Origin of the sequence: Thermogemmatispora onikobensis (genome assembly GCF_001748285.1) — a bacterium.
In the GTDB taxonomy this organism is placed as follows: domain Bacteria; phylum Chloroflexota; class Ktedonobacteria; order Ktedonobacterales; family Ktedonobacteraceae; genus Thermogemmatispora; species Thermogemmatispora onikobensis.
The window spans coordinates 1-26,097 of record NZ_BDGT01000001.1 but is presented as its reverse complement, the minus strand read 5'-3'; the positions used below and the strand labels follow the sequence as shown (position 1 = coordinate 26,097).

Below are 26,097 nucleotides of genomic sequence, written 5' to 3'. Positions count from 1 at the left end.
ATCGGCATACCCAGATCAGCCTGATCAGCGGTGGCTCTTACAGAAGAGGGGAAGCCGCAGTGAGCCTCTTAGCGTCGATAACGGATCTTGCCACTCATCTCGTCTTTATTGAGGCGGCGATTCAGGTGAAGGCCCTCAAGGATAAACTCGACCGCCGAAGCGATGGTCGCGGGATGCCCGCGAGCCTGCAGCTTATCGATGGCCTTGCTCAGCCCGCCGACGCGCGCGAGCTGGTTGACGTATTCCATTGCCGGCAGGTCGTTGCCGACCTGGACGCTCAGGCCGCGCTCAAAGCCAGCCAGGAGCTGATCGAACTCGCGCGGCTCAAAGTACAGGCCAAAGACCTCCGCCACTGCCCCATTGATCAGGCGCCCAACAACGCGCTCCTCCTTGACCTCGCCCACGGTATCCAGCTCGATCTTGCCGCTGGTTGAAGCGATGATGGCCGAGAGATCGCTCACGCGCGGCGCTGCTACACGCTCGCCCAGCCGGAGGGCCCGGCGACAGGCATTGCTGATCACGTTCTCATAGTTGGTGATCGAGACACGGACACTGACGCCGGATCGCTGGCTAATGTCATTGCTGCTCCGCGCCAGGTGGGTCACCATGGCAACGATCTCTTTCATGAAGCGCGGCACCACAACCTCCAGCCCATCGGAGGGAAAACGGTTGCTCTCCGCCTCCATGATCTGAATCTCGTGCTCGATTTCGAGCGGATAGTGGGTGCGAATCTCGGACCCGATGCGGTCCTTAAGCGGCGTGATGATCCGCCCACGATTGGTATAGTCCTCGGGGTTGGCGCTGGCCACCACATAGACATCAAGCGGCAGCCGGATCTTATACCCGCGGATCTGGACATCGCGCTCTTCCATGATATTGAGCAGGCCAACCTGGATGCGCTCGGCCAGATCGGGCAGCTCGTTGATACAGAAGATGCCGCGATTGGTACGAGGGATCAGGCCGTAGTGAATGGTCAGCTCGTCCGAGAGATAGCGCCCTTCGGCAACGCGCACGGGATCGACCTCACCGATGAGGTCGGAGATGGTGATGTCTGGTGTGGCCAACTTCTCACTGTAGCGGCGATCCCGCGGCAGCCAGACAATTTCAACCTTGTCGCCTTGCTCTGCTACCTTATCGCGGCATGCTTTGCAAATTGGCGCGTAGGGATTATCGTTGATTTCACAGCCAGCAATGACCGGAATCTCCTCATCGAGCAGATTGACCAGGCTGCGCGCCATGCGCGTCTTGGCCTGACCACGTTCTCCGAGGAAGACGATGTCCTGGCCGGAAAGGATCGCGTTCTCAATCTGTGGAATCACCGTGTCCTCGTAGCCGATGATCCCGGGAAACAGTTCCTCTCCTTTGCGAATTTTCTCGATCAGATTTTTGCGCATCTCTTCTTTGACGGAGAGGACTCTGTAGCCACTTTCACGCAGTTCTCCGATTGTGCGCGGTTGTGTTGTGATGGTCATTCCGCTCTAAGCTACCTTTCTCGGGGGTGGTTACGTGTGCGCTCTGCGCCTCCGGCGCTCCGCCTTCTCGACTCGGCCCAAGGCTGCGCTCATGGGTGAGCGCAATGTGGGCCAATGCGCTGGCTGCTCCTGCCCAGGAGCATTGCTGCTGCGAGCAGCCGGTCGAAGGCAGCCGTTGCGTTGCCGCCCGTCGCCAACGCTCTTGCCTGGTCGAGTGACTCCGGCAGACAGACTGGCTGGCCACGGGCCTGGGGCACTCCAGACGCCCACTCACCAGGAAAACGTGTGGAACCTATCCTATTCTATCTTCTAGAGAAAGAAAGCGCAAGGGCAACGGCAGTGTGTAGACGGTCCGGGGAACAGGCGCCATCTTGAGCAGCTTTTGAGCAGGTGTTGCTTTTTCTTGAGGCTTCCTTGAGGCAGGCGCTTTTATAATGGGAGTAACGCTCACAGGGCGAGACTGCGGGAGCCGAGACGCGGCGCGCCCAGCTGGAACGAGCGGGAACCGGTCCGAAGATCGCAGAGAAGAGAAGAAGGAACGGATCAGCCACCCCTGCGGCCTCGCCCTGCAGAGAAGGAGGGAAGTCTCATGCTCGGCAATCAGTCAGCGCGAGCGCCGCTCGCCTCCGCTGAGGCCGATACACACACTACTCCCGCAGCGGCCCAGGAGCAGGTGGGACCGGGACTCAGGCGCGCGGTGGGGATCTGGGGTTCCTATACCTGGGGGTACGCTGACGTAGGGGCCGATGTCTATGTGGCGCTGGGCATCGTGATGGCCGCGGCTCAGGGCGCGACCAATGTGGCCTTCCTTTTCGCTGGCCTGGTCTACGTGATGGTCGGCCTGGCCTACACCGAGCTGGCAGCGGCCTATCCAATGGCCGGCGGTGGCCAGTTCTACGTGCTGCGCGGCCTGGGCGATTTCTGGGGCTTTGTGGCCGGCTGGGCCGTCCTGTTGGATTTTACTATCGACATCTCTCTCTTCGCTCTGGCCTCTGCCGGCTACATCAACTTCTTCTTGCCGGCCCTGAATGCGCGCGTCGACCTGCACCTGGGAGCGCTGACCCTGCCCGGCGTTCAGCCGTGGCTCATCCTGGAAGCGACTGTTTTCGTCGTCCTGTTGACGATCCTCAATATTATCGGGGTGCGTGAGTCCTCACGCTTCAATGAGGTGCTGGGCGCTCTGGATGTGATCAGCGAGTCGACGATCCTTTTCTTCGGCTTCCTGTTCGCTTTTGATCCACAGCTCTTGCTGCAACAGATGACACAGTCCTGGCCCGATCCCTACCATCTGGCCTATGGGGCATCGCTGGCGATCATCTCCTTCGTGGGCCTGGAATCGATTAGTCAGGCCAGCCAGGAGACGATTCGGCCCGGCAAGGTGGTGCCGCGCACCTCGCTCGCCCTGATTTTGACAGTACTGATCTATGCCCTGGCCTTCTCGAACCTGGGATTGGCGATGCTGCCCTGGCAGTCTTTCGCCGAGCACAACGGCGACCCAATCGCCTGGCTCGCCAGCCATATTCCTTTTCTCGGGCTGGTTGCCGGCCCCTACGTGGCCCTGCTGGGCGCCACATTGGTGCTGATCTCGTCGAACGCGGGCGTTTTCGGATCTTCGCGCATCACTTATTCTATGGCCCGCTACGATCTGCTGCCACGGCAACTGGCACGAGTGCACCCGAAGTTTCGCACGCCTGTGCGCACGCTGGTGGTCTTCTCCGGCTTTGCCCTGCTGGAGCTGTGGCTGGCAGGTCTCTCGCCCAATGCCTACGACGTGCTGGGCAATATGTACGCCTTTGGCGCTGCGACGGCCTATATTCTGGTCTTCATCTCCTTGCTGGTGCTGCGTTTCGTCGATCCCTGGACGCCGCGCCCTTTCAAGGTGCCGCTGAATATTCGCTTCCGCGGAAAGGATGGCGAGAGTCGCTTGCTGCCAGTGGTAGGCATCCTGGGCTTGCTGGGGATCAGCAGTATGCTGGTGATGGTGGTATTGACACACGCTATCGGACGGCTCGCCGGACCGGGCTGGCTGCTGCTGGGCTTGCTGATTTATGTCTGGCATCGCAAGCGCTCGGGTCTGCCGATCTTTGGAAGTGTGCCGCGCGACTGGCCCGAGGAACAACTGGTTGTCTATGCAGATGCCGAGGAGTATGACCTGGTTGAGGAACTGCGCGAGAATCTGGCGCGCAAACGCCACCTGGCGGGTGAAGAGCCGCGGGCGCCTCTGGCTGCGCCTCCCACTCGCGTGGTGCCAGTACCACTCTCCTCCCAGGAGAGCCGGGGCAATGGTCGACGCACAACGACAACGGCTCGTGAAGAGGAGCAAAGGAGGAAAGGATGAGTGCCCGCCGAAGTCGGGAGAGAGCACATGCTTGTATCACCCAGGCAGGTGAGAAGCAAGAGCAGGTGATGCGGGACAGCCGCGACTGGCAAGGACGCTATCGCCAGGTGGTGAGCGTTCTCATTATTCCTCTGGGCCTCATTATTAGTTTGCGGGCACTCTGGCTGGGCTGGCAGAGCTGGACGCTGGTGCTGTTGGGCCTGGCCTTTGTGGCGCTGGGTATGGTGCGCCTCCAGCTGCTCCCTCCCCGGCGCCTGGCTCACGCCCGCCAACGGAGAGGAGGTGAGCCATGATGCTGGTGACGCTGGTAGCCACGCCAACGAATCCGCTCTTGGTTACTCCCACCGGGGTAGCCATTGCGCTCCTCTTTGCTGCCTCGATCATAGGGGTTCTCGGCTGGATGCTTCACTTGCCCCCAGAGACTGAGCTAAGCCGTACCGCTAGCCGGGCCGTGCGCTCGCTGAATAAGATGACACGGATTCTGGTGCCGCTGCTGCACTGTAGTGAGGAGAGCGATCGCGCCCTGGCTCTGGCCCTGCAGATGGCCCGCCATCGCAATGGAAGCGTCTGGGCGCTGGCTGTGATTGAGGTGCCCTTTATGCTGCCCCTGGATGCCACCCTGGGGACAGAGGAGGAGCGCGTCCAGGCTCTGGTCGAGCGGGCGCGCTCGGTGGCCCGCCAGATGCCCTCAGCGCTCACGGTGCGGGTGCTCAAGGCGCGACAGGCTGGCTCTGCCATTGTTTATGAGGCGACCCAGATCGCCGCCGACCTGATCATTGTGGCCAACTGCCCCGTGCGAGTACGCGGCAGCTTGCAGCAGATTGATCCCGCTGTCGAGTATGTGCTGAAGCATGCCCCGTGCGAGGTGCTGGTACTGAGCGGCGCCCGCTTCCTTCCCCACCGCGAGCAGGAGCCTACTCAGTTCTCCCCCCACCCCACCACCGAAGAGGGGACCGACAGGAGCAGCTTCGCTCCTGAGACCTTCCAGGAGCTTAGCGGCAGCAGCCGCTAGGCTGCTGCCATCTCCCCCCCTCGAGCAGTGCCCCCCAGGCCGTCTTGCTGACGACTTGCGTAATAGCTTGTCAGGAGATTCTATATCGATAAATAGATGTAAATCACTTTGTTAGTTTGTAAAGATATGTTATAATTACACTAGTAGTTCTCTGTTCAGCAGGGGCTACAAGCTCTGGCAGATACCGCAAGCTAGCTGGGAATGCTGGAAAGGAGTGCAGTTGATGAAACGCTGGGTTCTTGCCTTGAGTGTTGCCCTGACGATGGTTGTCTCCTGCTGGCTTTTGTTGCCAGCTCATGCCCAGGCCGCAGCCCTGGCCCATAAGCCAGCGACGGCGACGCGGGCTCAGCTGCCTGTTCTTCGTTCACGTCTCTATTATAATAGCCCCGACCAGCACTATAGCTTTGGCTATAGTTTTGCGGCAGCGACACGCAGCGACGAGTACTATCTGGATGCTGGGACGCACCAGTGGGTCTTTACCTCCTACACCTATCGCCCCGGCTATGCCATGCTGCTGACTCTCTATCTGAACGATGTCCCCATTGGAACGGTCTGGCTGCCCGAGGCCGGCGGCACGGTGACGGTGACAGGTGGGGCTGGATACTATTCGTTCCTGCTGGAGAAGGCGAACGATGGCTTCTATGTGCAGGGCAGCGTCCAGAATTTCTGGCCGCTGATCTGGGTGAGCATCTAAGAGGTTCTTGAGAGCCTTTCTGTGGTCCTACACCTGTGGGACCAGCTCCTCTACTGGGTTGGGAAGCCTGCAGACAGGCAGGCAGACAGACAGACAGCGCCTCCCAGACACGAAAAGAGCGATCTTCTGCATCGCGTTGTTGTGGCCGAGCTGTCTCTGTATGAGTCCTTCGCACAAGGATCGTGGAGAGCGCTCGGTGACTCTCAGGGCTGTCTCTTGCTCCTCGGCTGCCTCCGTGCCGGTACGCCTGACGCCGCAAGTCGTCTGCCCTGGATCAGATGGGCTTGAAGGAGCGTCTGGCCACCTATTCCCTTGCAGGCTTCCCCCTCTCGCCACTCCTTTCTCTCTCTTCCTCCTCTGCATCCTCTCCTGCCGTCTCTTCTTCAGCGGAGAAACGATAGCCAACACCGGAGATGGTGAGAATAAAGCGAGGGTGAGCTGGGTCTGGCTCGATCTTGCGTCGCAGCTGCCCAATGTAGACATGCAAGTAGTGAGCCTCACCTCCATAGCCGCTCCCCCAGACGCGGGTCAGGAGCATCTGGCGCGTCATGATCTTGCCTCTGTTCTGTACCAGGACCTTGAGTAGCTCATATTCTGTTGGTGTAAGCTTTACCTCTTTGCCGTTGAGCAGTACCAGCCGACGCGCAAAGTCAATGCCTAGCGGGCCGGCCTTAAAGATCGCGGCTGTTCCTCCCTGCAGCGGCGCTGCATGGCGCAGCGCCACCCGGATGCGGGCCAGCACCTCGTTCATCCCAAAAGGCTTAGCGACGTAATCGTCAGCTCCCAGATCGAGCGCCAGCACCTTATCACGCTCACTGTCTTTGACCGAGAGAACGATGATCGGGAGATTCGAGTGAGCACGCACGCGCTTACAGACCTCTAGCCCGCTGATCCCTGGCAATCCCAGGTCCAGCAGCATGACATCTGGACGAAAGTGGCTAAGCGCTTCGAGGGCCTCTTCGCCACTGCTGGCCGCGTAGACTTCATAGCCGTAGGCGCTGAGGCTGCGCTGGAGCGCGCGGACAATCTCGATCTCATCGTCGACAACCAGGATGCGTGCCCCGCCTGTTGCATTCATGAACGCGATTGTTCCTCCTCCCTCTGCTCTCGCTTACCAACACGAGCCAGATTACTCGTCTCTGCCGTCTCTTCGTCCGAGACCGGTGCCACAAGAGGCGAGGTGGTCGACCTGGGCCTGGTCCCCTCTGGCGCGGGGACAGCGGTCTCGGCCTGCTCCCTCGTGCTCTCCTGCTCCTGAGTGCTGAGCGGCAAGGTAAAGTGGAAGATCGCGCCACCGCCCTGGCGGTTCTCGGCCCAAATGCGCCCCCCGTGGGCCTCGATTAGACCCTTGCAGACCGCCAGGCCAAGGCCAGTCCCCCCGGCGCGTCCACTCCCGCTGCCTGGACCTCGTGCGCGCCTCACACGATAGAATTTGTCGAAGATGCGCTCAAGATCGGTGGAGGGAATGCCAGGCCCGCGATCGGCGACACTGACCTGCACGTAGCCATTGCTGCGTCTGGCTGTGATCTCAATCGGGCTGCTGGCAGGGGTATGACGCACGGCGTTTTCAATCAGGTTCGTGAGCACCTGACTGAGCTGCAGATAATCGACTGGCACGGGCGGCAGGTCCTCCTCCAGGTCAACCTCCACCTGGCGCTGCTGCAGCAGCGGCTGCAGTTGCAGCAGGACATCATGGATCAATTCGTCAAGAGGGTACCACTCTTTCTCGGGCTTGAGGGCACCGCCCTCGATGCGCGACATGTCGAGCAGGTTTTCGACGAGGCGGTTGAGCCGGTCGGCCTCGCGCTCGATGGTGAGGGCAAAACTGCGCCGGCTCTCCTCGTCCCACACAATGTCTTCCTGCAGGAGACTACTGGCCGCCGCTTTGATGGAGGCCAGGGGCGTGCGCAGGTCATGTGAGACGGAAGAGAGGAGGGCTGTGCGCAGTGCATCGGTCTGGCGCAGCAGCTCGAGCTGCAGGCCCTCCTGTCTGAGACGAGCGCGCTCGATGATTGCCGCAGCCTGATCGAGAAAAGCTGAGAAAAAGGGTCCCTCCAGTGCCGCTGTCGGCCCGGTGAGGCGAGGCTGCCAGGTCTTGACTCTGCTCGGGTGCGGCCACTCGGTCTCTTCCATGACGAGCAGGAGCACGCCCAGGACACGCCCGCCCGTCTTGAGCGGCAGCAGCCGGGCATAGCGGCGTCGGCTCCAGCCACGCAGGGAACTCTGCAGGGTAGCACGCAGGCCCCGCCCATAGGGTCTACTCCCCTCCAGAGGCACATCATGCAGCTCGGCGGCCTGGCCATTGGCCATGACCCAGGCCGCAGTGGCCTGCTCGTCCGACGAGAGCCGGAGTTGCTCTCGCGGCAGGCGCGCACTCGCGAGCACTTCCAGCCTGCCTTGCTCATTAGGCAGGAGCAGCACGCAGTCGCAGACCCCCCAGGAAGCAAAGACCTGGGCAACGGCCTGCGTCACAATGGTCAGCTGGTGCTGGAAGTCCTCTTCGTGGTTGGCTGCTCGCACTAGATTATAGAGAATGCGTGTCTCCCGCTCACGTCGCCGGGCTTCGTCTGCCTGCCTGCGCAGGGCGTTGGTCATCTGCCCGGTGATGATGGCAGCGGTGAGAAAGACGAAGAGGGCGAGCCACTCTTCGAAACGATTCACAGTCAGACTGTAGAGCGGCTGCACCAGGAAGTAGTCAAAGAAAAGGAAAGCCAGAACGGATGTCAACACCGCAGCGTAGAGACCACGTGTGCTGGCCAGCGCCAGCACCACGAGTAGATAGAGCAGCGAAATGTTCGGAATGCGCGGATAGAGCGCGAAGGTATAGATCACGGCGGTGACCAGCGCCGCGGCGAAAAAGGCCAGCAGGGTATCAATCAGCAGGCGTCGCCAGCTACGCTGCGGTCGCTCCAATAACGGCGGGAAGTGGTCACCTGAATGGCGTTGCTCTCTCATGGTCGCGATGCCCCTTGCTCTGCACCCGGCGCAGCCACGGCCCCCGGAGCTAACCAACCAGGGCAGGGCCGGACCGGGATACAGCTCCCGTTCCTCCATTGGGAGCAGGGAGCGATCTCTCCCTGCTTGACGCTTCCCTTTATTATAATTCTTTGCTTGCTTTCCTGCTAACAGACAAGGGGGGACAAGCGAGACTGGCCTCAGTCCGGTCGAGCCGGGGGTGAGCGGAGGCAGAGGCTAGCAAGATTGCCCAAGGCATTCGCCAGATGAAGCCGGCTGGAGCGTCTTTTCTAAGGGGAGTGGCAGAGAAGGCCGCCCCGCGCTCCCCCCTATGAGAACTCAAGATAAAGGAGCAACCCTGATGCAAGAAGCTCGTTGGAGGGGTACCCGTGTGGCGTGGGTGATTTTCCTCTTGCTGGTGCTGCTGAGCGGCTGCCACGGCAACAATGCTTCAGACAACCTCAGTGGCAGTGGGAGCCCGGAGAGCAACCACAATAGCCAGGCGACAACGGCTCCAACGGGGGCGAGTCAGAAGAGTCAAGGCTGCGGACAACCCGCCCCCGCCCGCGGTACGACACTGGTGGCGACTCTGCAGTCAGGCAGGGTCACTCGCAGCTATCGCCTGCATATCCCCCCAGGCTACCAGCCGGATCAGCCCCTGCCTCTCGTGCTCAATTTCCACGGCCACGGCAGCAATGGTCAGCAGCAGGAGACCTATACGGGTTTTTCTTCACTGGCGGACCGCGCCAATTTTCTGGTGGTCTATCCCGATGGCGTTCTGGCCCCCGACGGCAAGACTGGCTGGAACGCCTATGGCCCCCATCCCACGCCCGTTGATGATGTACGCTTCACGAGTGACTTACTCCAGACGCTGGAAAGGCACTGGTGCCTTGACCTGCGGCGTATTTTTGCGACTGGTCTGTCGAATGGAGGCGGTTTGACAGCCTTGCTGGCCTGCCGTCTCTCGACACAAATCGCGGCCTTCGCGCCTGTGGCAGGCGCTTTCTACCCGCTGCCCGGGGGCTGCCACCCTCAGCGGAGCGTCCCCCTCCTGGAGATTCACGGGACAGGCGACTTCATTGTTCCTTATGAGGGGATGCCAGGTCTGGGCCTGCCTCCCATTCCACAGTGGCTGGAGGACTGGGCCAGGCGCGATGGCTGCCAGCAAGGACCTACGGTCTTCTTGACCCAGAGCGATATCACCGGCGAAGCATGGTCCCACTGCACAGCTCCGGGCCTGGTAGTCCACTACCGGGTGGCCGGGGGCGGCCATACCTGGCCTGGCTCGCTGATCCCTGTTCCCTACCTTGGGAAGACAACCCATACCCTCAGCGCCACCGCTGTGATCTGGCAGTTCTTCGTGGCTCACCCACTGCCCAGCATCAAGGCTGCCTGATCGCGGCGGGAAGGTGACAGCTGCATGGTCCAGCCACCAGAAAAAACGCAGGTGCACGAGCAAGGCCCTTTTGTGCTTACTCGTGCACCTGCCTGATCATTGAGACAGGACTCACTCCTCTGCTGATTGGTAAGTGAATCTAGCTGTCAGCATTCAAGCGAGCCTACGCCGTCCTCTTAGACAGTGCTGCCGCGCCCACGCGAGAAGAGGCGCAGAAGAAAGATCAGGATGCAGGCCCCAATCAGCGCCACAACCAGGCTACCCCAGAAGCCGAAGCTGGCGCCGGGTGCCAGCAGATCCATGATGAGGCCACCAAGGAAGGCCCCAATCAGCCCAACAATGATGTCTCCGATGATACCGAAACCGCCTCCCTTCACCAGAAAGCCGGCCAGCGCTCCTGCGATCAGACCAATGATAAGCCAGGCAATGATGCCTCCAGGATTCAAGGTGGCCGCGAGCACAAGCGAAGCTGCTGCCATGATAGGTGTCCCTCCTTCGAGTAGAACAAAAGAAGATTCAGTGTAGTGAACAGCAATTCATGCCCGATAGCCTGCTTTACTTTCCCATTCGGTGGCTGGCACAAATCACACTCACCATCTCTAACACGGTGAAGTGATCAAAAAGGGATACAAGATTCGCCTTTCAGGGGCGCGAGCAGGGCGGCTTTTCCGGCAGCTCCCTGACAAGGTTGACGAGCAAGGAAGGGAGCGCTATACTCTGAGGCATGAATGGCAGCAGGCGGCATATGGTGACTCTGGTCCTGCTGAGCTGTATCGTGCTTGCCCTGGGACCAAGTGCCTGCAGCCCGGGCTACAGCGGCACGACCAAAATCGCTTTTGTGCGCGATGGTCAGCTCTGGACCATCTATCCCGACGGCAGCGGCGCCTACAAAGTCGTTGAGAACACCCCTCCTGTGGTGGGAGTAGGCTGGTCGCCTGATCACCACCTGCTGGTGTTCCGCACGCTGGATAGTGATTATGCGGCGAGCACAGCGGGACGCCGTCTTAAACCAGACTCTCTGACCGGGCTGGTGCCCGATGCTCCTGCCGGATTGAATACCGTTGGCGTTGATGGTGGCTCGCCCATCCCAATCTTCTTCTCCAGTGCCGCCGTGCGCATCAGTGACGCCTGGTGGGACCCCACGGGAAGCCGCCTTCTCTATCGTCTTACCCTCAGAGGAGAGACTTCCTTGCTGCGTTGGGAATTGGCCCAGAACGACCAGCCTGGCGGCATCGCGACGCGGACGCTACCGGCCAGCCTGGCCATTCCCTCGCTCAGCAACGCTGGCGGGAGGATCTTGGGAGTTGACCAACATGGCCTGTTCACCATCAACCTCACTGGCACTGAGCAGCGCTGGCTCACGCGCACGCTGCCACCCGGTCACCCGCTGCCAGCTACGCTGGAGCGTGTCCTCTGGCAGCCACACCAGACGCAACCGGCCTTTCTCTACGCCATCTCTGCGGTACCCAATGGCTCAGCGAGTCAGATCTCCTTGATCCTGCAGCAGCCAACTGGTGAGACGCGGACGCTGCTCACTTGTAGCTGCCGACAGTTTGCCTGGTCAAGCAGTGGGCAGCAAGTGTTGGCTTCGACAGCCGATGGCCGCTATCTCATTGTCAACCTCGATGGAAGCCTTCGCCTGAGCATCCAGGCAGAGATCGATAGCGTCCCCTTCTGGTCACCTGACGGGCGCTTCCTGCTCCTCGATGGACGCCATAGCCTTTGGCTGGTCGATATCCAGACGGGGCGACAGCAGCTGCTCTTGAGCGACCGGACCCCGTTGGGGCCGATGAGCGCAGCCGGCGAGCAGCTGCCAGCCGTCAGCGCTCTGTTACAGCCAGTGCCCAATAGCCTCTGGGGGAGCGATAGCCGGAGCCTTGTCTTCCTGACACGCGGACGGCTCTGGTGGCAGGGAAAAAGCCTTCTTCACGAGGGCAACGGCCTGTATCTGGCAACGCTGGATGCCCAAGGTCAACCCCTCGCCGCTCCCCGTTTGCTGACCACCGGTGCTATCACTCAGGTCGGCTGGAACTATCAAGATAGCGCTGTCTCTTTTCTCTTCCAGGGCCCATTGCTATAATGGGCAAGTGGTTCGCCTGCCGCCGGCTGAGCCGGAGCAGCAATTTCAGAAGGGAGTATCACCATGACCGATGACCTTGAACAGGAAGAAGAATTTGATGCTGAAGAGTATGACGATCTCGAAATGCTAGAAATTCTGGAGACAATCCGTGAGGACATGGAGGAGCTGGGCCTGCGGACCCTCGATGAGGTGATCGAGCGTATCGAAGAGCTTCATCGAAAACTGGAGAACCAGGATAAGGAACTCTAAGCAGAAAGGTCTAACGGCTCTGGGTGGGCAGCTCCTGGGCAAGGCCAGATAGCCAGGCTGGGCTGGGCAGCATCAGGAAAGCAGTCTGACTGACAGGAGAGCAGGCCGGCCAGAAAGGCCGGCTCTCTATTCCTGTTCTCTTCGCGGGAAGGGAGCGCGCCGCGCGCCTCACCTGGCACCTTCAGAAGGGAGGAAAATGCTGGCAGAAGCGAGCGAAGGCGCTGGCAACCTGCCGACGAGTCTCCTCCAGTGAGCCGCTGTTATCGATCACCTCGTCGACCAGTGGAAGACGCTCTTCGACCGAAGGTTGGGCACGCAGGCGCACCAGGGCCTCCTCCTCGCTGAGCCGATTGCGTTCCATCAGGCGGCGAAGCTGCTGCTCTGGCGAGCAGATGACCAGCCATTTACTCTGACAGAGCGCAGCCGTCTTCCCTTCCAGCAGCTTGACGGCATCGATCACCGCGATGCCAGAGGGGCTGACCTGGCTCAGCTCTCCCAGCAAGGCTGCGCCAACCGCTGGATGAACGATGGCTTCCAGCCGACGCAGTGCCTCGGGATCACGGAATACGATATTACCAAGGGTCCGACGATCAACTCGCCCCTCCGATGTCACAACGGAGGGGCCAAAAACATGAGCAATTTGAGCCGTAACCGGCTGGCCCGGTTCATAGAGCGAGTGGACCAGGGCATCAGCATCAATGTAGCGCTCTGCACCCAGTTTCAGCAGCATATTGCCCACGGTTGTTTTGCCGCAGGCAATATTTCCTGTCAGGCCAATCACACGAGGCATAGAGACACAAATGCTCCTCTCGCAAGATGATCGAGGCAAGCAGGTGCCCGCCGGATTGGCTTCCGGCCCAGTTGACCGCAGAGGAGCAAGCCAGTCACCTTATCTGGGTCTGGCTTGTCCTCGCCCGGTCCCAGTCCAGCCTTTGCCTTCACCCTGCCAAAAGTACCGACGTACGCCATTTCTTTCCAGGCTGGCGAAATTTATCGTACAATAACTCCGCAATCTTTGCTATCGCAGTAAGGAGCGTGCATGGGCAGACGCCTGGGCCTTCTGATCGGCATTAATCAGTACCAGGATAGGAGCTTTCACCCCCTTCGTTACGCCGAGACAGATGCCAGGGCCATTGCGCACTGGCTGACGAATAGCCGGGGAGGGCGCTGGAATTCCTCTGATGTACAACTGCTGCTTGGAGCGCAGGCCACACGGCAGCGCATCGAGCAGTGTCTCACGCAGCTCTGCCTCCAAGTCGCAGGTCCCGATGATACGCTCTTCTTCTATTTCGCCGGGCATGCTTTTCTCGATGAAGGGCGAGCTGAGGGGTATCTTGCGCTGGCAGATACGTTCTATCAGCAGCCCGCCAGTGGCTTGCAGCTCGCCACGACGCTGCTGCAGCTGCTCGGGCGCAGCCCGGCGCGGGCCATTGTTTGTGTGCTTGACTGCTTCCAGACAGGACGCTTTTGGGGGCAGCGGCGAGCCTCGCCTTTCGATTGCAAGCCACTGCCCGGTCCCATGCTCCTGGCCGCCTTGCAGCAGCTCCCCAATCGCTTCCTGCTCTGTTCCTGTCGCGGGAACGAGTTCGCGCCCGAGCAGGGGGAACAGAATGTAGGCATGCTGGCCCATCGCCTCTTGCTCGGATTGTGCGGGGGAGCAGCAGATCCCACCAGCGGGCAGATCATTTTTCAGCGCCTTGCCCTCTACCTGCAGCAGAGCCTTGGAGAGCAGCAGCGTCCGCAGCTCTTTGGCCAGGGGCTCGGGCCAGTGGTCCTGGTAGGCGAAGAGAAGACCGAGACGCCGGCAGCAGCCGCGGCCAGGATCGGCATAGGCCCAGGCAGCGGTCAACCTGGTCTACCACAGTGGCCAGCAGATCCGGGGCCAGCCCCGCAGACTGTTCAGCCGATGGGTCAGATGCTGCAGCCACCCCAAGCTCCCACAGGCATCGCTCAACTCTCTCCTCAGCAGCCAGCACTGGCGATGGCGGCGCCAGGCGCAGAGCAGCAGGCAGCACTGCTGCTCCAGCAGGCCCGGGCCCTGCTCCAGCAGCAACGGCCCGCTGATGCCCTCTCCCATTTGGAGCAGGCTCTGCAGCTTATGCCGACTCATACCGAGGCACTCCTTCTTAAGGGGCAGCTCCTCGGGACCGCGGGCCGCTTTGCTGAAGCCATGCAGGCGGTCGAGCAGGTGCTGCATCAGGAGCCTGGCAACGCCCTGGCCTGGAGCATGCGCGCTGCTCTCCTGGCTAACCTGGGGCAATTCGAAGAGGCCCTCCAGGCTGTAGAACGTTCGCTGTCATTAGACCCACACAACGCGGAGACCCAGACGATCAGGTCGGCGATTCTGGTCAAGATGGCAGTGGCCCAGACGCCAGCATCGCCCACTGGCGCGCCTTCGCTCAGCTCCAGCGCTGGACCGGCCTCACCCGCTACGAGCGCTGCAGGCACGGCTGGCAGTCCTGCCGGGAGTGGACGAGGCGCACGTCGCCGGGGGCGGGCCTTGCTCATGAGCCTGCTACTGCAGGCGATCGGCCTGGGACTGGGGGGGCTTGGGGCCTGGCTGGCTACCACCCATCCGGGAGTTCCTGGAGTTCTCCCGTTGACCATCGAGGGCCTGGGACTGGCGGTGCTCTCTGCCAATGCGCTCTCCGGCTGCTATTTCGACGGCTTCTGGCGTTTTCTCCCCATCCCCTTGATGAGTCTGCTGGCTACTGCGCTGCCAGTCTACCTGCTTTTGACACAGAGTGGAAGGACGCGCCTGGTGGCACTGGTCGGGGCCAACCCACAGGGCTTTACGGCCATCCTATTTGCTTTGCTCTGGCTTGGCCTGGCGGCTGTCTTGCCGTTGCTGCTGGCATTGGTTGGGCTGCTGAGCGGCTGGCTGCGTGGCGTGCGCCGTCGCTAAGCCTGGCTGACTGGGCACTGCCGTGGCCCACGGCTCCAGGCGGTCCTTAATGGGGGGCCTCAGCCTCAGCCTGGTCTGCCGCCAGTTGCTCCCATTCGGCAAGGAGCCGCTCTAGCTCTGCTTTGGTTGTCTCGTAGTCGCTGGTCAGCCGCTCTAGCTCAGCAACGTCTCCTTTGCCAGCGGCCTCATTGAGGGCCTCCTCCAGCGTGTGGACCCGCTGCTCGTGCTCCTCGATCTCCTGCTCAACCGCGGCCAGACTGCGTGGGCGAGGCTGCCCCACCCGGCGGCTGCGCCGCCCGCGCCCGGGACTCCGCCCGGCCTGGTCAGGTCTGACCTCCGCAGGCACTGTCTCTGGACCGAGCGACTTCCGAGAGATCCCGTGAGCGCTTTCTTCTTCGCGTTCCCGCGCCAGCAAGCGCCCGTGCTCGTGCTGGAGACGCAGGCGATAGTCACTGTAGTTGCCCTCATAGGAGAGCAGCAAGCCCTCAACGATCACCCAGATCCTGCTTGCCAGGCGATCAATGAAGTAGCGATCGTGCGAGACAAAGAGCAGGGTACCACTGAAGGTGGCTAAAACCTCCTCCAGAAACTGGCGAGACGGTAAATCAAGGTGATTGGTAGGCTCGTCGAGCACCAGGAAATTGGGCCCCTGCAATGCCAGCTTGGCCAAGACCACGCGGCTACGCTCGCCGCCGCTCAGGCTGCCGATGGGCTTGAACACATCATCGCCCTCGAACAGGAAACGCGCCAGCAAAGCACGGGCACTTTCCTCACTCAGAGCCGCTACCTCGCGAATCTCATCCAGAACTGTACGAGTAGGATCAAGGTCCTCGTGCGTCTGCGAGTAGTAGCCAATGTGGACGTTGTGGCCCAGGGCCACTTTGCCGCGCAGCGGCGGCAGCTGGCCAATGAGGGTGCGCAGCAGCGAGGTCTTCCCGGCACCATTGGGGCCGAGCAGGCCAATACGTTCGCCACGGAGGATCTCCAGGTCGGGCATACGCACCAGCGCCCGGGGTTCGCGGCCAGGCTGACGATAGCCGACGACCAGCCCGTGGGTAGAGAGCACACTGCGCCCGCTTTCCTGCGCGGGCTTCAGCTCAAAGCGCAGCTCCTGGAATTCCTGGGGGCGATTGAGACGCTCCAGGCGGCTGAGGAGCTTCTCCCGCCCCCGGGCCTGCCGGCTGCGTTGACCGGCTTTATAGCGACGAATAAATTCCTCGGTTCGCTGAATAAATTCCTGCTGCTCTTCGTACTCCTGCAGACGGCGCTCAAAGCGCTCGGCGCGCAGCTGCAGATACTTGCTATAGTTGCCAGGATACTCCTCGACGCGCCCAAAGGCCAGCTCCAGAATACGGGTCACCAGCTTGTCGAGGAAGTAGCGGTCATGCTCGACGACGACCAGGGTCCCTTTCCAGGCCTGCAGATAATCCTCCAGCCACTCCAGGGCATCGAGATCAAGATGATTGGTTGGCTCGTCCAGCAGGAGCACGTCGGGTTCTTGGAGGAGCAGGCGCGCCAGGGCAGCCCGCCGCTGCTGACCGCCGCTGAGCTGAGAAATGGGCACATCGTGCAGCTCACGACTGAAGCCGAGGCCGTCCAGCACCTGCTGCACCCGCTGCTCATAGGTATAGCCACCGGCATGTTCAAAGCGCAGCTGGAGCTCGGCGTAGCGCTGCAACAACTGCTCGCGTTGAAGAGCATCCCCACGCTCGCTAGCGTTGGCAATAGCCAGAGCAAGCTCCTGCAGCTCCTGCTCCCAGGAGCGCAGATCGTTGAAGACCGCCAGCAGCTCCTCGCGGAGGGTCCGCTCTGGTTGCAGGTCGAGTGTCTGGGAGAGGTAACCAATGCGGGTTCCGCGAGCGACGAGGATGGTACCCTCGTCAGGTTCCTCACAGCCGGCCAGGAGCTTCAACAAGGTTGACTTACCGGCCCCGTTGGGGCCGACCAGTCCGATGCGATCCTGCTCGTTGATCTGGAAGGTTACATCAGCAAAGAGCCGCTCGGCGCCGTAGACTTTTCCGAGACTGTTGACACTAATCAGTGGCATAGGGCAGTGCAGTCGCTTCTGAGTGAGAGTGAGCGAGTGAGTGAGTGAGTACGAGTGTGGAGCAGCCGTGCTTTGACCATCTCCGCCGCGACCAGACCTGGCCGTCCGCACCCGCTGGCAAGAGCGCGACCTCGCCGCCAGGTCAGGTGGACGCGCGCCCCCTCCCTTCCTCCCTGGCGTTGGACCCCCGGCTTTGGCCGTGGGAATTGACTCTTGCCTCTCCTGAAAGCCCTGCGTCGCGTCCCGCCCGGATCAGCAGGTAGAGACCAGGGTATCATAAAAGCAGGCCAGGTGCAAGCACTCTCAGGCGCCTCTGAGATGTTCTCCCCTCCTCAGCAGGCGCGCGGGCTTCCTACAGAGAGCTGCAGCCCTCGTAGCCCTAGACTCCCACCGAAAGGAAGACAGACAGAGCGGCTGACCGGATGCTCGACGGTCTTTTCCCTGTGTACTGCCCAGAGAGGACCGATCAGAGCAGCGTCCAGCCAGCCGCCTGTTGAAAAGAAGATTGCCCGTGAGCGATGCCACCTATTCTCAGCCTCCTCCCTTGCCACCCGTTCTCTAAGCCAGAACGTCCCCATTTGGGATAAGCCCAAACAGCGGTCAGCTTTTGCCAGCCCTTACTTACTCGTTTCCTCGGTGCCGGTGATTTCGCTCTCTTGTCCCCCCTCTCCACCCTACGACCCGCGCGCTGCGTCATCGACTTTTGCCCTATACAGCGCATCCTTGCCACCCCTATCCATCCCACCCGCCTGCCACGCCACGGCACACCCTTGCCATTCTCGCATCTTCGCCCACCTCACTATCTCCTACCACTCTGCTTCCTCCATCCAGCATCCTCGCCCCATCTTCCAGTGCTCTCCCTTGCCACCTATCCAGCTGTCATATCCAAAGATGCATGTGCTTGTATAAGGCACGGGCAACCATCCACGTCAAAGAGTATAGCTCATCGTCATGAACTCTGCATGAACTACGCGCCCAGTTAGATGAATATTTTTTCAGAGAATCGGGAGAATATGGACCGAGTTGCGCCAGTGGCATGACAGTTTTTTCATTGAGGAGGAAGGGGAGGGGCAGCAAAGAAGCAGACAAGCAGGGAGCTTTCTTCTCTGGCTGGTGTCTTGCTCCTCTGCCTTCTTGTTCCAGTGGTATGGTATACTGTGCTCAAGCGAGAGGCCTATCTTATCCTCCTACCACCCAACTCTTCGTCGCAAGGAAGGATGTCACGTGGTCAAAGAGCAGTCTCTTGATAACCTCTGGCTAGCCCAGGCCCTATTCGACCTGAACGGTGTCCAGTTTGGGAACTTCACGGTCAGCGAGTCGGCGGTGAGTTCCCCGGTCTTTGTCAATCCCAAGGTGCTGATCAGCAATCCGCTGGCGCTGCGCGTAGCCAGCAAGTTGATGCAGCAAGAGATCAGCCTCGCCCAATCGCTGCGGCGTCCGCGCGTTCATCCCTTCAACGTGGTGGCTGGCGTGCCAGTCGGCGGGCTGCTGCTGGCAACGGCCTATTCATTGGAGACGAATACGCCGCTGATTTATGCACGTATCCGCCCCGAGGGGACGGGCCAGCGAGGGATCGAGGGTCGCTACACACCGGGAGATACCGCTCTGATTATCGATGACCTGATCACACGGGGGGGCAGTGTGCTGGAGACCGCAGCCCTGCTGGAAGAGCACGGTCTGAAGGTCAAGGATGTGATTGTGCTGATCGACCGCGAGCATGGAGCAACCGAGCGCCTTCGTCAGCACGGCTATAATCTGATCAGCATCCTCAAGCTTGATGTGATGCTCAATCACTATATGTCACGCGGGCTGATCTCTGAAGAGACCTATCGGGTATGCTCCGAGTATCTCCAAAGCAAGCGCGCAGAGCTGCGACAATCGTAGCCAGCGAGGACTGGTAGCGGGCCGCCAGGGGGAGCCTGACCAGCAAGCAACTGAGCACGCAGCAGGGCGAGCGAAGGGAAGGAAGAGGCCGGAGGCTTGCGCCGCGCCAGTGGGGTTATGGGCCGAGGCCTCTTCTCTTCGTCTCTCGCACGTTGTTCGCTGCTCCCTACATCGATCGGCTCAGCCCTGGGGGTAAGGCGAGGCTGGTGTAGGGCGTGGACCATCTTGGGGCGCAGGAGCAGCCCGGCCCTCACGAGCAGCATGCAGCGTCCTGAGCAGCGGCTCGATGAGATCAAGCGGCAGAGGGAAAATGATGGTTGAGTTCTTCTCCACCGCGATCTCAGTCAGGGTCTGCAGATAGCGCAACTGCAGAGCACCTGGCTCGGAGGCAATGATGTTGGCCGCCTGGGCCAGCTGCGTGGCGGCCTGGAGCTCACCTTCGGCATGAATGATCTTGGCGCGCTTCTCGCGCTCCGCCTCCGCCTGCTTGGCCATAGCACGCTGCATAGTAGCTGGCAGTTCCACATCTTTGATTTCTACCGCAGTCACTTTGACGCCCCAGCGCTCCGTGAATTCATCAATGATGGCCTGCAGCTCGCGATTGATCTTGTTACGTTGAGCGAGCAGCTCATCCAGCTCTGACTGTCCCAGGACATTGCGCAAGGTGGTCTGGCCAATCTGCGTGGTCGCCTGCAGGTAGTTCATGACATTGACAATAGCGGCCTCGGGATTGACCACGTAGAAGTAGATGACGGCGGTCACCTTGACGGTGACGTTGTCGCGGGTAATGACCTCCTGCGGGGGCACGGTCAGGGTAACGATGCGCAGGTCGACTTTCAGCAAGCGCGCGATCACCGGGGGAATCCAGCACAGGCCGGGACCCCGTGTCCCGCGCAGGTTGCCAAGGACAAAGAGGACGCCGCGTTCATATTGCTGGATGACGCGCAGGCCAGAAAGCAAGATGAGCACGACAATGAGAACAATGACGACAATGGCGCTTATAGCGAGAGAGTCTCCCATTGGGAATCCTCCTTTTCTGAGGGTGGGACTGTCGGTGTACCGTCGGTGGGTGGGGCCGGCGGTAGGCCCGGTTGGACATAGAGGCGGAGGCCCTCGACGGCCACAATGGTCACCTCGCAGCCCTCATCGAGGGCAGTATAGGGTTCAACCAGACTGGCTGCCCAATTCTCACCGCAGTAGTTCACTCTGCCACTGGGTGTCAGCGGCGTCAGCGTGACGGCACAGGCCCCGATCATGCTCTCAACACCCGAGGGCCGGCGCTGGCGCTGAGCCCGCACAACGACACTGACCAGCGCCAGGCTGAGCAAGCCAACTACTCCCGCCATGAGGTAGACGATCCAGGGGGTGACTCCTGGACCATGCTCCGCCTGGTCGCTGTTGAAGAAGAGCAAGGAGCCGATAACGAGCGAGATAACCGCGCCCACAGTCAGGACACCATGCGAGGGCAGGCGGACATCCAGAACCAGCAAGACTAAGGCCAGGCCCATCAGCAGCAGGCCAGTCCAGTTAGGAGAGAGTGATCCCGCCCCCAGCAGGAAGAGGATGAGAGCGATGCCACCCACAACGCCGGGCACAATGGCCCCTGGATGGGAGATCTCCAGGTAGAGGCCGATCAGAGCGATAATGAAGAGGAGAAAGACCACGTTGGGGTCCAGAAGAAAGCTATAGAGCACTTCGAACAGCCCTGGATTGAGGGTCGTGAGAGCGGTTCCGGCGGTGTGCAGCACAACGCTGCGCCCGGAGGCCAGGGTAACGCTCCGTCCGTTAACGCTCTGCAGCAGCTCGGAGAGCGAACGAGCGCCGAGGTCGACGATGTGCTCACGCAGAGCAGTCTGATCATCGTAGGAAGCGGCCTCGGTGACCATTTTCGCTGCCAGGGTGGCGTTGCGTCCGTAGCGGTTCTGGGTGCCGGTAATCTGAGCAACGAGGTCATTCTCGATCTTCTTGAGCAGCGTGGAATCGAGATTGCTGCCAGTGCTGGTCACTGGACTGGAGGCGCCGATGCGTGTGGTAGGAGCCATTGCTGCAATTGGAGCGGAGAGCGCCACAAAGGCCCCCGCCGAGGCGGCGCGCGCCCCTGGCGGATAGACATAGGTGAGGATGGGCACCGTGCTGGCCAGCTCAGCCTGGGTAATCTGCTTCATGGAGTCTAGATCACCGCCAGGCGTATCGATGACAATGACTAGCGCTTGTGCCCCATCGCTGGCCGCCGTGGCAATGGCCTGCTGGAGGAAGCGCGCCGCGCCCGGGTTGATGTCGCTGTTGAGGTTGGCCACATCAACGTGTGGGGAGGCGGCCCACGCGGGTTGTGCGCCCAGGCTGGCTATTCCTGCCCCAGCCAGGAGGGCCACGATCAGGGAGACAAGCCCGAGCATCAGGGACCGCACGCCGTTCGGCGCTCGTCGATGATGGCGCATGTCCATAGCTTCTGTCCTTTGCGGTGGAAGACTGCAGCGCCCTGCTGCAGCTCTCTGCTGCTGCCGATCCCAGGCCCCAGGCCAGTTCGATCTAAAGAGGCCCGCGCTCAGCCCAGAGGAAGATCCGCCCGCCGATCACCGTCCCCTCTGCTTCCTTAAGCTGGTCTTTATGGCCTTTCCCCTGGTCTTGCTCTCACCTCTCTCCACTCCTTCGTTCGTTCGTTCGCTCGCTCGCTCCGCCTGGGACTGAGCCGTCCCGATCCGGCTGGCGTTGTGCTCGCCCTGGCCGTGCGTGCCTCCTTTGACTGGTCTGGGATATTGCTTATTGCTATAGGAGATGATAGCGCAAATTCTTCGGCACGTCAATGCGCTCTGTCCGGTTGCTCCGGTGCGGAATAGGGCGGAGGGGGGATCGCTCTCCAGTCAGCCAGCCGTCCAGAGGCTCTTTGCAGGTGCCGGCGGCAGCCACTGATCGACTGAGTGAGCACCTGGCTGGCTGACTTGGAGAAGGACGCTCCTGGCCGGGCTAGTTTGCCTGGGCCTGGAGTGTGCGCAGGACTTCGAAGAGCTTCTGGTTATCAGGCAGGTCGGAAGGGCTCGCGGTGACCTCAATGTGGCGGATGATGCCCTCCTTATCAATCAGGATGACAGCACGCTCCGCCATACCTGCTGGATGACGCACTCCATAGAGGTCGACAACGGCCCCTTGGGGATAGAAGTCGGAGAGCAGCGGGAAGGAGGTGCGCATCGCCTGCGACCAGGCATCCAGGGCATAGACACTGTCCATGCTGATGGCAACCACCTCGGTGTCAGCGCTCCGGAAGCGCTCCAGCTCGCGCTCATAGGAGGGCAGCTGCGCTGAGCAGACGCGGCTGAAGGCAAAAGGCACAAAGGCGAGAACGACGTTTTTCTTGCCACGGAAGTTGGCGAGATGCCAATCTTCGCGGACATGGCTTTTGAGGGTAAAGTCGGGAGCGACATCGCCGATCTTGAGCGTCTTTGTGTAGGAACGGGCGGACTCAGCCATCTGAATTGGGTCCTCCTCTCACAAGCAGTGCAATTGTTGCCCGGCCTCTGATCCATCTATCTATCTAGCGGGTTAGAGCGGGTGCTGTGAGCGAGCAGGATGCTTGCCCCAGGCTGCTTGACAGACCAGAGCCGTTGCTCTATCCTTGGTGCGAGCTGCCTTTCCCAGAGAAGCCTCTGGTCCTGGCCTCGGACTGCGCTGATCACACCGGGGTCGAGGTCGACACGCGAGAAGAGTGGGCGCGCCCCGAGCTGAGCATTGCGCTCCCGGTGCCTCCCGATGGGATAAGGCAGGCAGGCAGTCGTCAAATACTTCTGGGAAGAAGCCAGCCCCTTTGTCGGGCCGTTCTTCTCTGATGCTGTTCCGAATTGTAGTCTGGTGAGAAAGGTATGTCAAATGTGCGCAGCAGTTCGGGTTCGGGAGGCCTCCCCGTTGCGGAGACCCCCGTCTCCGCCCTCTCGGCTGTGGCCCAGGGAGTCAGAGGGGGGCTAGAACGGCTGGCTGAGCCCACTGGGGGAGCGCTCTCCTTCCTGCCTCTGGCGCTGGCGCTCCTGGTCATGCTGGCACTTTCTTCCTGGCAGATGGTCTGGGCCACGTCGGACGTGACGCGCTACGAGTGCTACGGGCTGGCGTTCTGGTTCGGAGGCCAGGCCCATGCGCTGGCTCCTCAGATCGATTGTTCGTTTTTGCCCGCCCGGGCGGAGAAGCTGCCGCCTTTGCATACGCTGCCCATCGAGTACCCTCCGTTGACGCTCATCCTCTTCACCCCCGGCCTGCTTGTGCCCTCGGCTTACTATCCCCTCGTTTTCGGGCTGTTGATGGCGCTGGCTGCGCTGTTGATCTATTGGCTCCTGTTACGTTGGGGACCACGCGGAGCGGCCCTGGCCTTCACCTGCTACTTATTCCTGGGCGAGTGGGGCCTGGCCTTGTTGCGCTTTGATCTCGTACCAGCGGCCCTGACCTTGCTCTGTGTTTTGGCCGCAGAGCGCCGCCATTGGACAGCGGCCTATAGCGCGCTGGCTCTGGCTATTCTGCTCAAGATCTATCCTTTCCTGCTATTGCCCCCGCTTTTCTTTGCCGAGCAGCAGGCTGCAAGGGCGACGAGCATCACCGGCGCGCAGGGGGCAGCCAGGGCTACTATGGGGATTTCAGGACGGGTGGCGCAAGCGCTCTCGTGGCTGCGGCGCTGCCACTGGCGAAACCTGCTGCTTTGTCTTGCGCTGGTGCTCGGGACCACGGGAGTCTTTGCACTTCTGGACTTCCAGGGAGCGGTGGCCAGCCAGCTTGCATATTTCGCTCAGCGTCCTGTGCAGATTGAGTCGAGTGGCACGCTGGTGATCTGGCTGGCGGCCCTGGTCGGGCAGACGGTGCGCGTTGCCTATACCTACGGCTCGATTAACCTGCTCAGCCCCCTGGTTCCTGCCGTCTCGCTCGGCAGTACGCTGGCGCTGCTGGCCGGCTATGGACTGGTGCTCTGGCAGAGTGCGCGCGGGCGGCTGGCCTTTGCTGAGGCGTCCCTGGCGGCTCTGTTGGTTTTCGTGGCGACGGGCAAAGTGTTCAGCCCGCAGTATCTGATGTGGCTGATGCCGCTTGTGGCCTATCTGACGGCGACGCAGCGCCGCTGGTTGCTGTGGTTCGGGCTGATCGCCCTGCAGACCTCGCTCATTTATCCCTTCCTCTATACTCGGGTCCAGGACGCTACCCAGGTCTGGCGCGTACCGGGCTTTCTTCCTCTGGTCGAGCTGCGCAACCTGCTCTTCTTGCTGCTCACTGTCGGCTACCTCTTCAATGCGCTGGGCCTGCGTCGGCGCTCTGCGCCACGGCTGGTGGCCCAGGCCGCGCAGGGAGGGGAGAGAGCAGCCACCAGAAGCATAAGAGAAGCAGAGGGGCGCCGCTGAGGAGACGGGCGCCAGGTCATGGCGCTGCCTCGCCGGCGCTCGCGCCTCTGCTTCTTCCGCGCCACGCGAGCGCATCCGTCGTTCAGGTATCTGCCAGGCCCTGGAAATCAGGGGGTAGCGCCAGCAGAGACAGGTATGGCTGCCCGGACATTGATGCGGCGCGGACGGCTGCCTTCACTTAAGGGAACCGTCATGGTCAGGCGCCCATTCTCATAGCGCGCCTCGATTTTATCGGCATCGATGGGGCGATCAAAGGCCAGGGTGCGTTCAACGGTGCCACTGCCGATTTCGCGCAGCAGCCAGGTGCCCTGTTGCTGGCCCTCGCTCTCCTCGCTGCCGCGGTATTTGGCTTTGAGGGTCAGGCTATGCTCATGAGCAAGTAGCTCGATATCTTCAGGTTTCACGCCCGGGAGCAGGGCGGTGATGCGATAGCCCTGCTCGGTCTCCAGCACGTCGAGAGGGATCATGCGTGACCCTGTGCCGAAGAGGGTCGAGCCTGGCCGTACAAAGCTCTGTTCTAGCAGCCGGTTCATGGCATCGCGCAGGCTGAGCATTTCGGAGAAAGGATCGAAACCGCGCGTCAGTGCCATGCTGTGACCTCCTTTCAATGCGGTCCAATCAATAGCGTCAACGCTTATGCACCGTGATGTTGGTCACATTCCGGTTCCTGGCAGGGTCAGGCGCAGCAAGAGGAGGCAGCTCTTCACCCTCCGCCGGGAGAGACGCCTAACCGAGAACAAACGGGGCAGACCGCTACCGGTCAGACGATCAATCTCCCCCTGCTCTTTTTTCCTCTCTTACAGACAGAGTTACAGTGTCCGCCCCTCGACAGTCTGGTGTTGCACATCAATGATGCTGTACTCGCCTCTGGCGAGCGAGCCGGGAGCGACCACGGCAGAGGTGCCGAGCAGCTCGCGCTTGCGTTCTGGGCCGCTGACCAGGACCAGGCGCGGGCTATAGCTCTTGATCAGCTCGGCCAGGGTTGGGCTGCCCGCTTCATGGAAGCCCTTATGATAGGGCGGCGTATGGAACAGGAAAACCTTCTCGTAGTCTTTGAGTTCAGAGAGGAACTTCAAGCGATAGGCCACCTCCCAGGCTGGATAGCGTAAGTTTTCCTGTTCCTCGCGTGCCTGTTGAGGGTCATCGGTAATTGCTCCGCCCATGCCAGTGAAAACCACATAGCCCGGAGCCAGGGCGAAGGTCCCGTGCACACCATGCAGGTAGGGATAGATGACCTCAATCTGGGCTGCCTCCTGCAGGTAGAGGGCCAGCGGCCCATCCTCGGGCCCTGGCACGTAGAACGTGGGCAGGCGGCTCTGGGCTAACAGCGAGAAGAAGCGACCGTAGTCGCGCCGGCTGAGGCTGCGCGCGGCCAGATTGCCCAGTATGGCCACTGCCTGTACATCCAGCTCCTGCGCCTGACGCATCAGACGCTCCAACGCTTCTAACTGACCCGAGGGTTCAGCCGTTGCCAGAATGGTATTCACATGCTTCCGCATGAACGGTTCACCTCCCTTTCAACTACGACGACAGCAACAACAGGCAAAACATGCCCGTAGGCGGACCACGGCACGGCGCCAGTAGGAAGGGAGCAGCCGGGCCAACCAGAAGCTGCCGACCCGGGGCTGCTCTCCCCGGCTTCGCCTATTCGAGCAATGGTGTGCGGCTCGAACGTGGGTCACCAGCCTTCACCTCGACCGCT

General features: G+C 61.2%; 21 protein-coding genes. 10 read left to right on the top strand and 11 right to left on the bottom strand.

What is annotated here, in order from left to right:
- Window positions 1-68: 68 nt before the first annotated feature.
- Window positions 69-1,472, bottom strand: a complete 1,404-nt coding sequence (locus BGC09_RS00105; RefSeq protein WP_069801166.1) for a sigma 54-interacting transcriptional regulator — start codon at window positions 1,470-1,472, stop codon at window positions 69-71.
- Between the two features lie 589 nt (window positions 1,473-2,061).
- Here BGC09_RS00105 and BGC09_RS00100 point away from each other — a divergent pair.
- The 4 genes from BGC09_RS00100 to BGC09_RS00085 all read left to right on the top strand — a co-directional run bounded on the left by BGC09_RS00100 (window position 2,062) and on the right by BGC09_RS00085 (window position 5,516).
- On the top strand, window positions 2,062-3,810 hold the full coding sequence (locus tag BGC09_RS00100; RefSeq protein WP_069801165.1) for an APC family permease: 1,749 nt from the start codon (window positions 2,062-2,064) through the stop codon (window positions 3,808-3,810).
- A complete protein-coding gene (locus BGC09_RS00095; RefSeq protein WP_069801164.1) occupies window positions 3,807-4,103 on the top strand; it encodes a hypothetical protein in 297 nt (98 codons plus the stop codon). Before BGC09_RS00100 ends, BGC09_RS00095 begins: the two co-directional genes overlap by 4 nt.
- Complete coding sequence (locus tag BGC09_RS00090) at window positions 4,100-4,822, top strand: universal stress protein (RefSeq protein WP_069801163.1); 723 nt, start codon at window positions 4,100-4,102, stop codon at window positions 4,820-4,822. The genes BGC09_RS00095 and BGC09_RS00090 overlap by 4 nt, the downstream gene beginning before the upstream one ends.
- A 223-nt stretch (window positions 4,823-5,045) precedes the next feature.
- The gene (locus BGC09_RS00085) at window positions 5,046-5,516 is read left to right on the top strand and encodes a hypothetical protein (RefSeq protein ID WP_069801162.1); all 471 of its coding nucleotides are present in this window, start codon (window positions 5,046-5,048) and stop codon (window positions 5,514-5,516) included.
- Window positions 5,517-5,820: 304 nt separating this feature from the next.
- On the opposite strand, the gene BGC09_RS00080 is transcribed toward BGC09_RS00085, so the two are convergent.
- Both BGC09_RS00080 and BGC09_RS00075 read right to left on the bottom strand, forming a co-directional pair.
- Complete coding sequence (locus BGC09_RS00080) at window positions 5,821-6,594, bottom strand: response regulator transcription factor (RefSeq protein WP_069801161.1); 774 nt, start codon at window positions 6,592-6,594, stop codon at window positions 5,821-5,823.
- Window positions 6,591-8,471, bottom strand: coding sequence for an ATP-binding protein (locus BGC09_RS00075; protein ID WP_176728797.1), 1,881 nt, complete (start codon window positions 8,469-8,471; stop codon window positions 6,591-6,593). Before BGC09_RS00075 ends, BGC09_RS00080 begins: the two co-directional genes overlap by 4 nt.
- 361 nt (window positions 8,472-8,832) lie before the next feature.
- On the opposite strand from BGC09_RS00075, the gene BGC09_RS00070 reads away from it, so the two are divergent.
- A complete protein-coding gene (locus BGC09_RS00070) occupies window positions 8,833-9,867 on the top strand; it encodes an extracellular catalytic domain type 1 short-chain-length polyhydroxyalkanoate depolymerase (protein WP_176728796.1) in 1,035 nt (344 codons plus the stop codon).
- Between the two features lie 176 nt (window positions 9,868-10,043).
- Here the strand turns inward: BGC09_RS00070 and BGC09_RS00065 are convergent, their stop codons facing one another.
- Window positions 10,044-10,346, bottom strand: coding sequence for a GlsB/YeaQ/YmgE family stress response membrane protein (locus BGC09_RS00065; RefSeq protein ID WP_069801159.1), 303 nt, complete (start codon window positions 10,344-10,346; stop codon window positions 10,044-10,046).
- Between the two features lie 266 nt (window positions 10,347-10,612).
- Here BGC09_RS00065 and BGC09_RS00060 point away from each other — a divergent pair, with 266 nt between their 5' ends.
- A complete protein-coding gene (locus BGC09_RS00060) occupies window positions 10,613-11,947 on the top strand; it encodes a hypothetical protein (protein WP_141727561.1) in 1,335 nt (444 codons plus the stop codon).
- A gap of 63 nt (window positions 11,948-12,010) precedes the next feature.
- A complete protein-coding gene (locus BGC09_RS00055) occupies window positions 12,011-12,196 on the top strand; it encodes a hypothetical protein (RefSeq protein WP_069801157.1) in 186 nt (61 codons plus the stop codon).
- Between the two features lie 181 nt (window positions 12,197-12,377).
- On the opposite strand, the gene coaE is transcribed toward BGC09_RS00055, so the two are convergent.
- Window positions 12,378-12,986, bottom strand: coding sequence for a dephospho-CoA kinase (gene coaE / locus BGC09_RS00050; protein WP_069801156.1), 609 nt, complete (start codon window positions 12,984-12,986; stop codon window positions 12,378-12,380).
- Between the two features lie 249 nt (window positions 12,987-13,235).
- Between coaE and BGC09_RS00045 the strand changes: the two genes are divergently transcribed.
- Window positions 13,236-15,101, top strand: a complete 1,866-nt coding sequence (locus tag BGC09_RS00045) for a caspase family protein (protein WP_069801155.1) — start codon at window positions 13,236-13,238, stop codon at window positions 15,099-15,101.
- A gap of 46 nt (window positions 15,102-15,147) precedes the next feature.
- On the opposite strand, the gene BGC09_RS00040 is transcribed toward BGC09_RS00045, so the two are convergent.
- On the bottom strand, window positions 15,148-17,148 hold the full coding sequence (locus BGC09_RS00040; protein ID WP_069801154.1) for an ABC-F family ATP-binding cassette domain-containing protein: 2,001 nt from the start codon (window positions 17,146-17,148) through the stop codon (window positions 15,148-15,150).
- 1,224 nt (window positions 17,149-18,372) lie between these two features.
- Between BGC09_RS00040 and BGC09_RS00035 the strand changes: the two genes are divergently transcribed.
- Window positions 18,373-19,032 carry an orotate phosphoribosyltransferase gene (locus BGC09_RS00035; RefSeq protein ID WP_052889045.1) on the top strand — a complete coding sequence of 220 codons (660 nt, stop codon included), beginning with the start codon at window positions 18,373-18,375 and terminating at the stop codon, window positions 19,030-19,032.
- A 180-nt stretch (window positions 19,033-19,212) separates the two neighbouring features.
- Here BGC09_RS00035 and BGC09_RS00030 read toward each other — a convergent pair whose 3' ends face one another.
- From BGC09_RS00030 to BGC09_RS00020, 3 genes are all read right to left on the bottom strand, one after another.
- Window positions 19,213-20,052, bottom strand: coding sequence for a slipin family protein (locus tag BGC09_RS00030; RefSeq protein ID WP_069801153.1), 840 nt, complete (start codon window positions 20,050-20,052; stop codon window positions 19,213-19,215).
- Window positions 20,031-21,476 carry an NfeD family protein gene (locus BGC09_RS00025; protein WP_069801152.1) on the bottom strand — a complete coding sequence of 482 codons (1,446 nt, stop codon included), beginning with the start codon at window positions 21,474-21,476 and terminating at the stop codon, window positions 20,031-20,033. The genes BGC09_RS00030 and BGC09_RS00025 overlap by 22 nt, the downstream gene beginning before the upstream one ends.
- A 520-nt stretch (window positions 21,477-21,996) precedes the next feature.
- Window positions 21,997-22,497: a redoxin domain-containing protein gene (locus BGC09_RS00020; protein ID WP_069801151.1), complete on the bottom strand. Its 501-nt coding sequence runs from the start codon at window positions 22,495-22,497 to the stop codon at window positions 21,997-21,999.
- A 389-nt stretch (window positions 22,498-22,886) separates the two neighbouring features.
- Here BGC09_RS00020 and BGC09_RS00015 point away from each other — a divergent pair, with 389 nt between their 5' ends.
- Window positions 22,887-24,395 (top strand): glycosyltransferase family protein, encoded by a 1,509-nt coding sequence (locus BGC09_RS00015; RefSeq protein WP_069801150.1) that lies wholly within the window; start codon window positions 22,887-22,889, stop codon window positions 24,393-24,395.
- Between the two features lie 107 nt (window positions 24,396-24,502).
- On the opposite strand, the gene BGC09_RS00010 is transcribed toward BGC09_RS00015, so the two are convergent.
- On the bottom strand, window positions 24,503-24,985 hold the full coding sequence (locus BGC09_RS00010) for an Hsp20/alpha crystallin family protein (protein WP_069801149.1): 483 nt from the start codon (window positions 24,983-24,985) through the stop codon (window positions 24,503-24,505).
- Between the two features lie 219 nt (window positions 24,986-25,204).
- Window positions 25,205-25,894, bottom strand: a complete 690-nt coding sequence (locus tag BGC09_RS00005; RefSeq protein WP_069801148.1) for a metallophosphoesterase — start codon at window positions 25,892-25,894, stop codon at window positions 25,205-25,207.
- Window positions 25,895-26,097 lie beyond the last annotated feature (203 nt).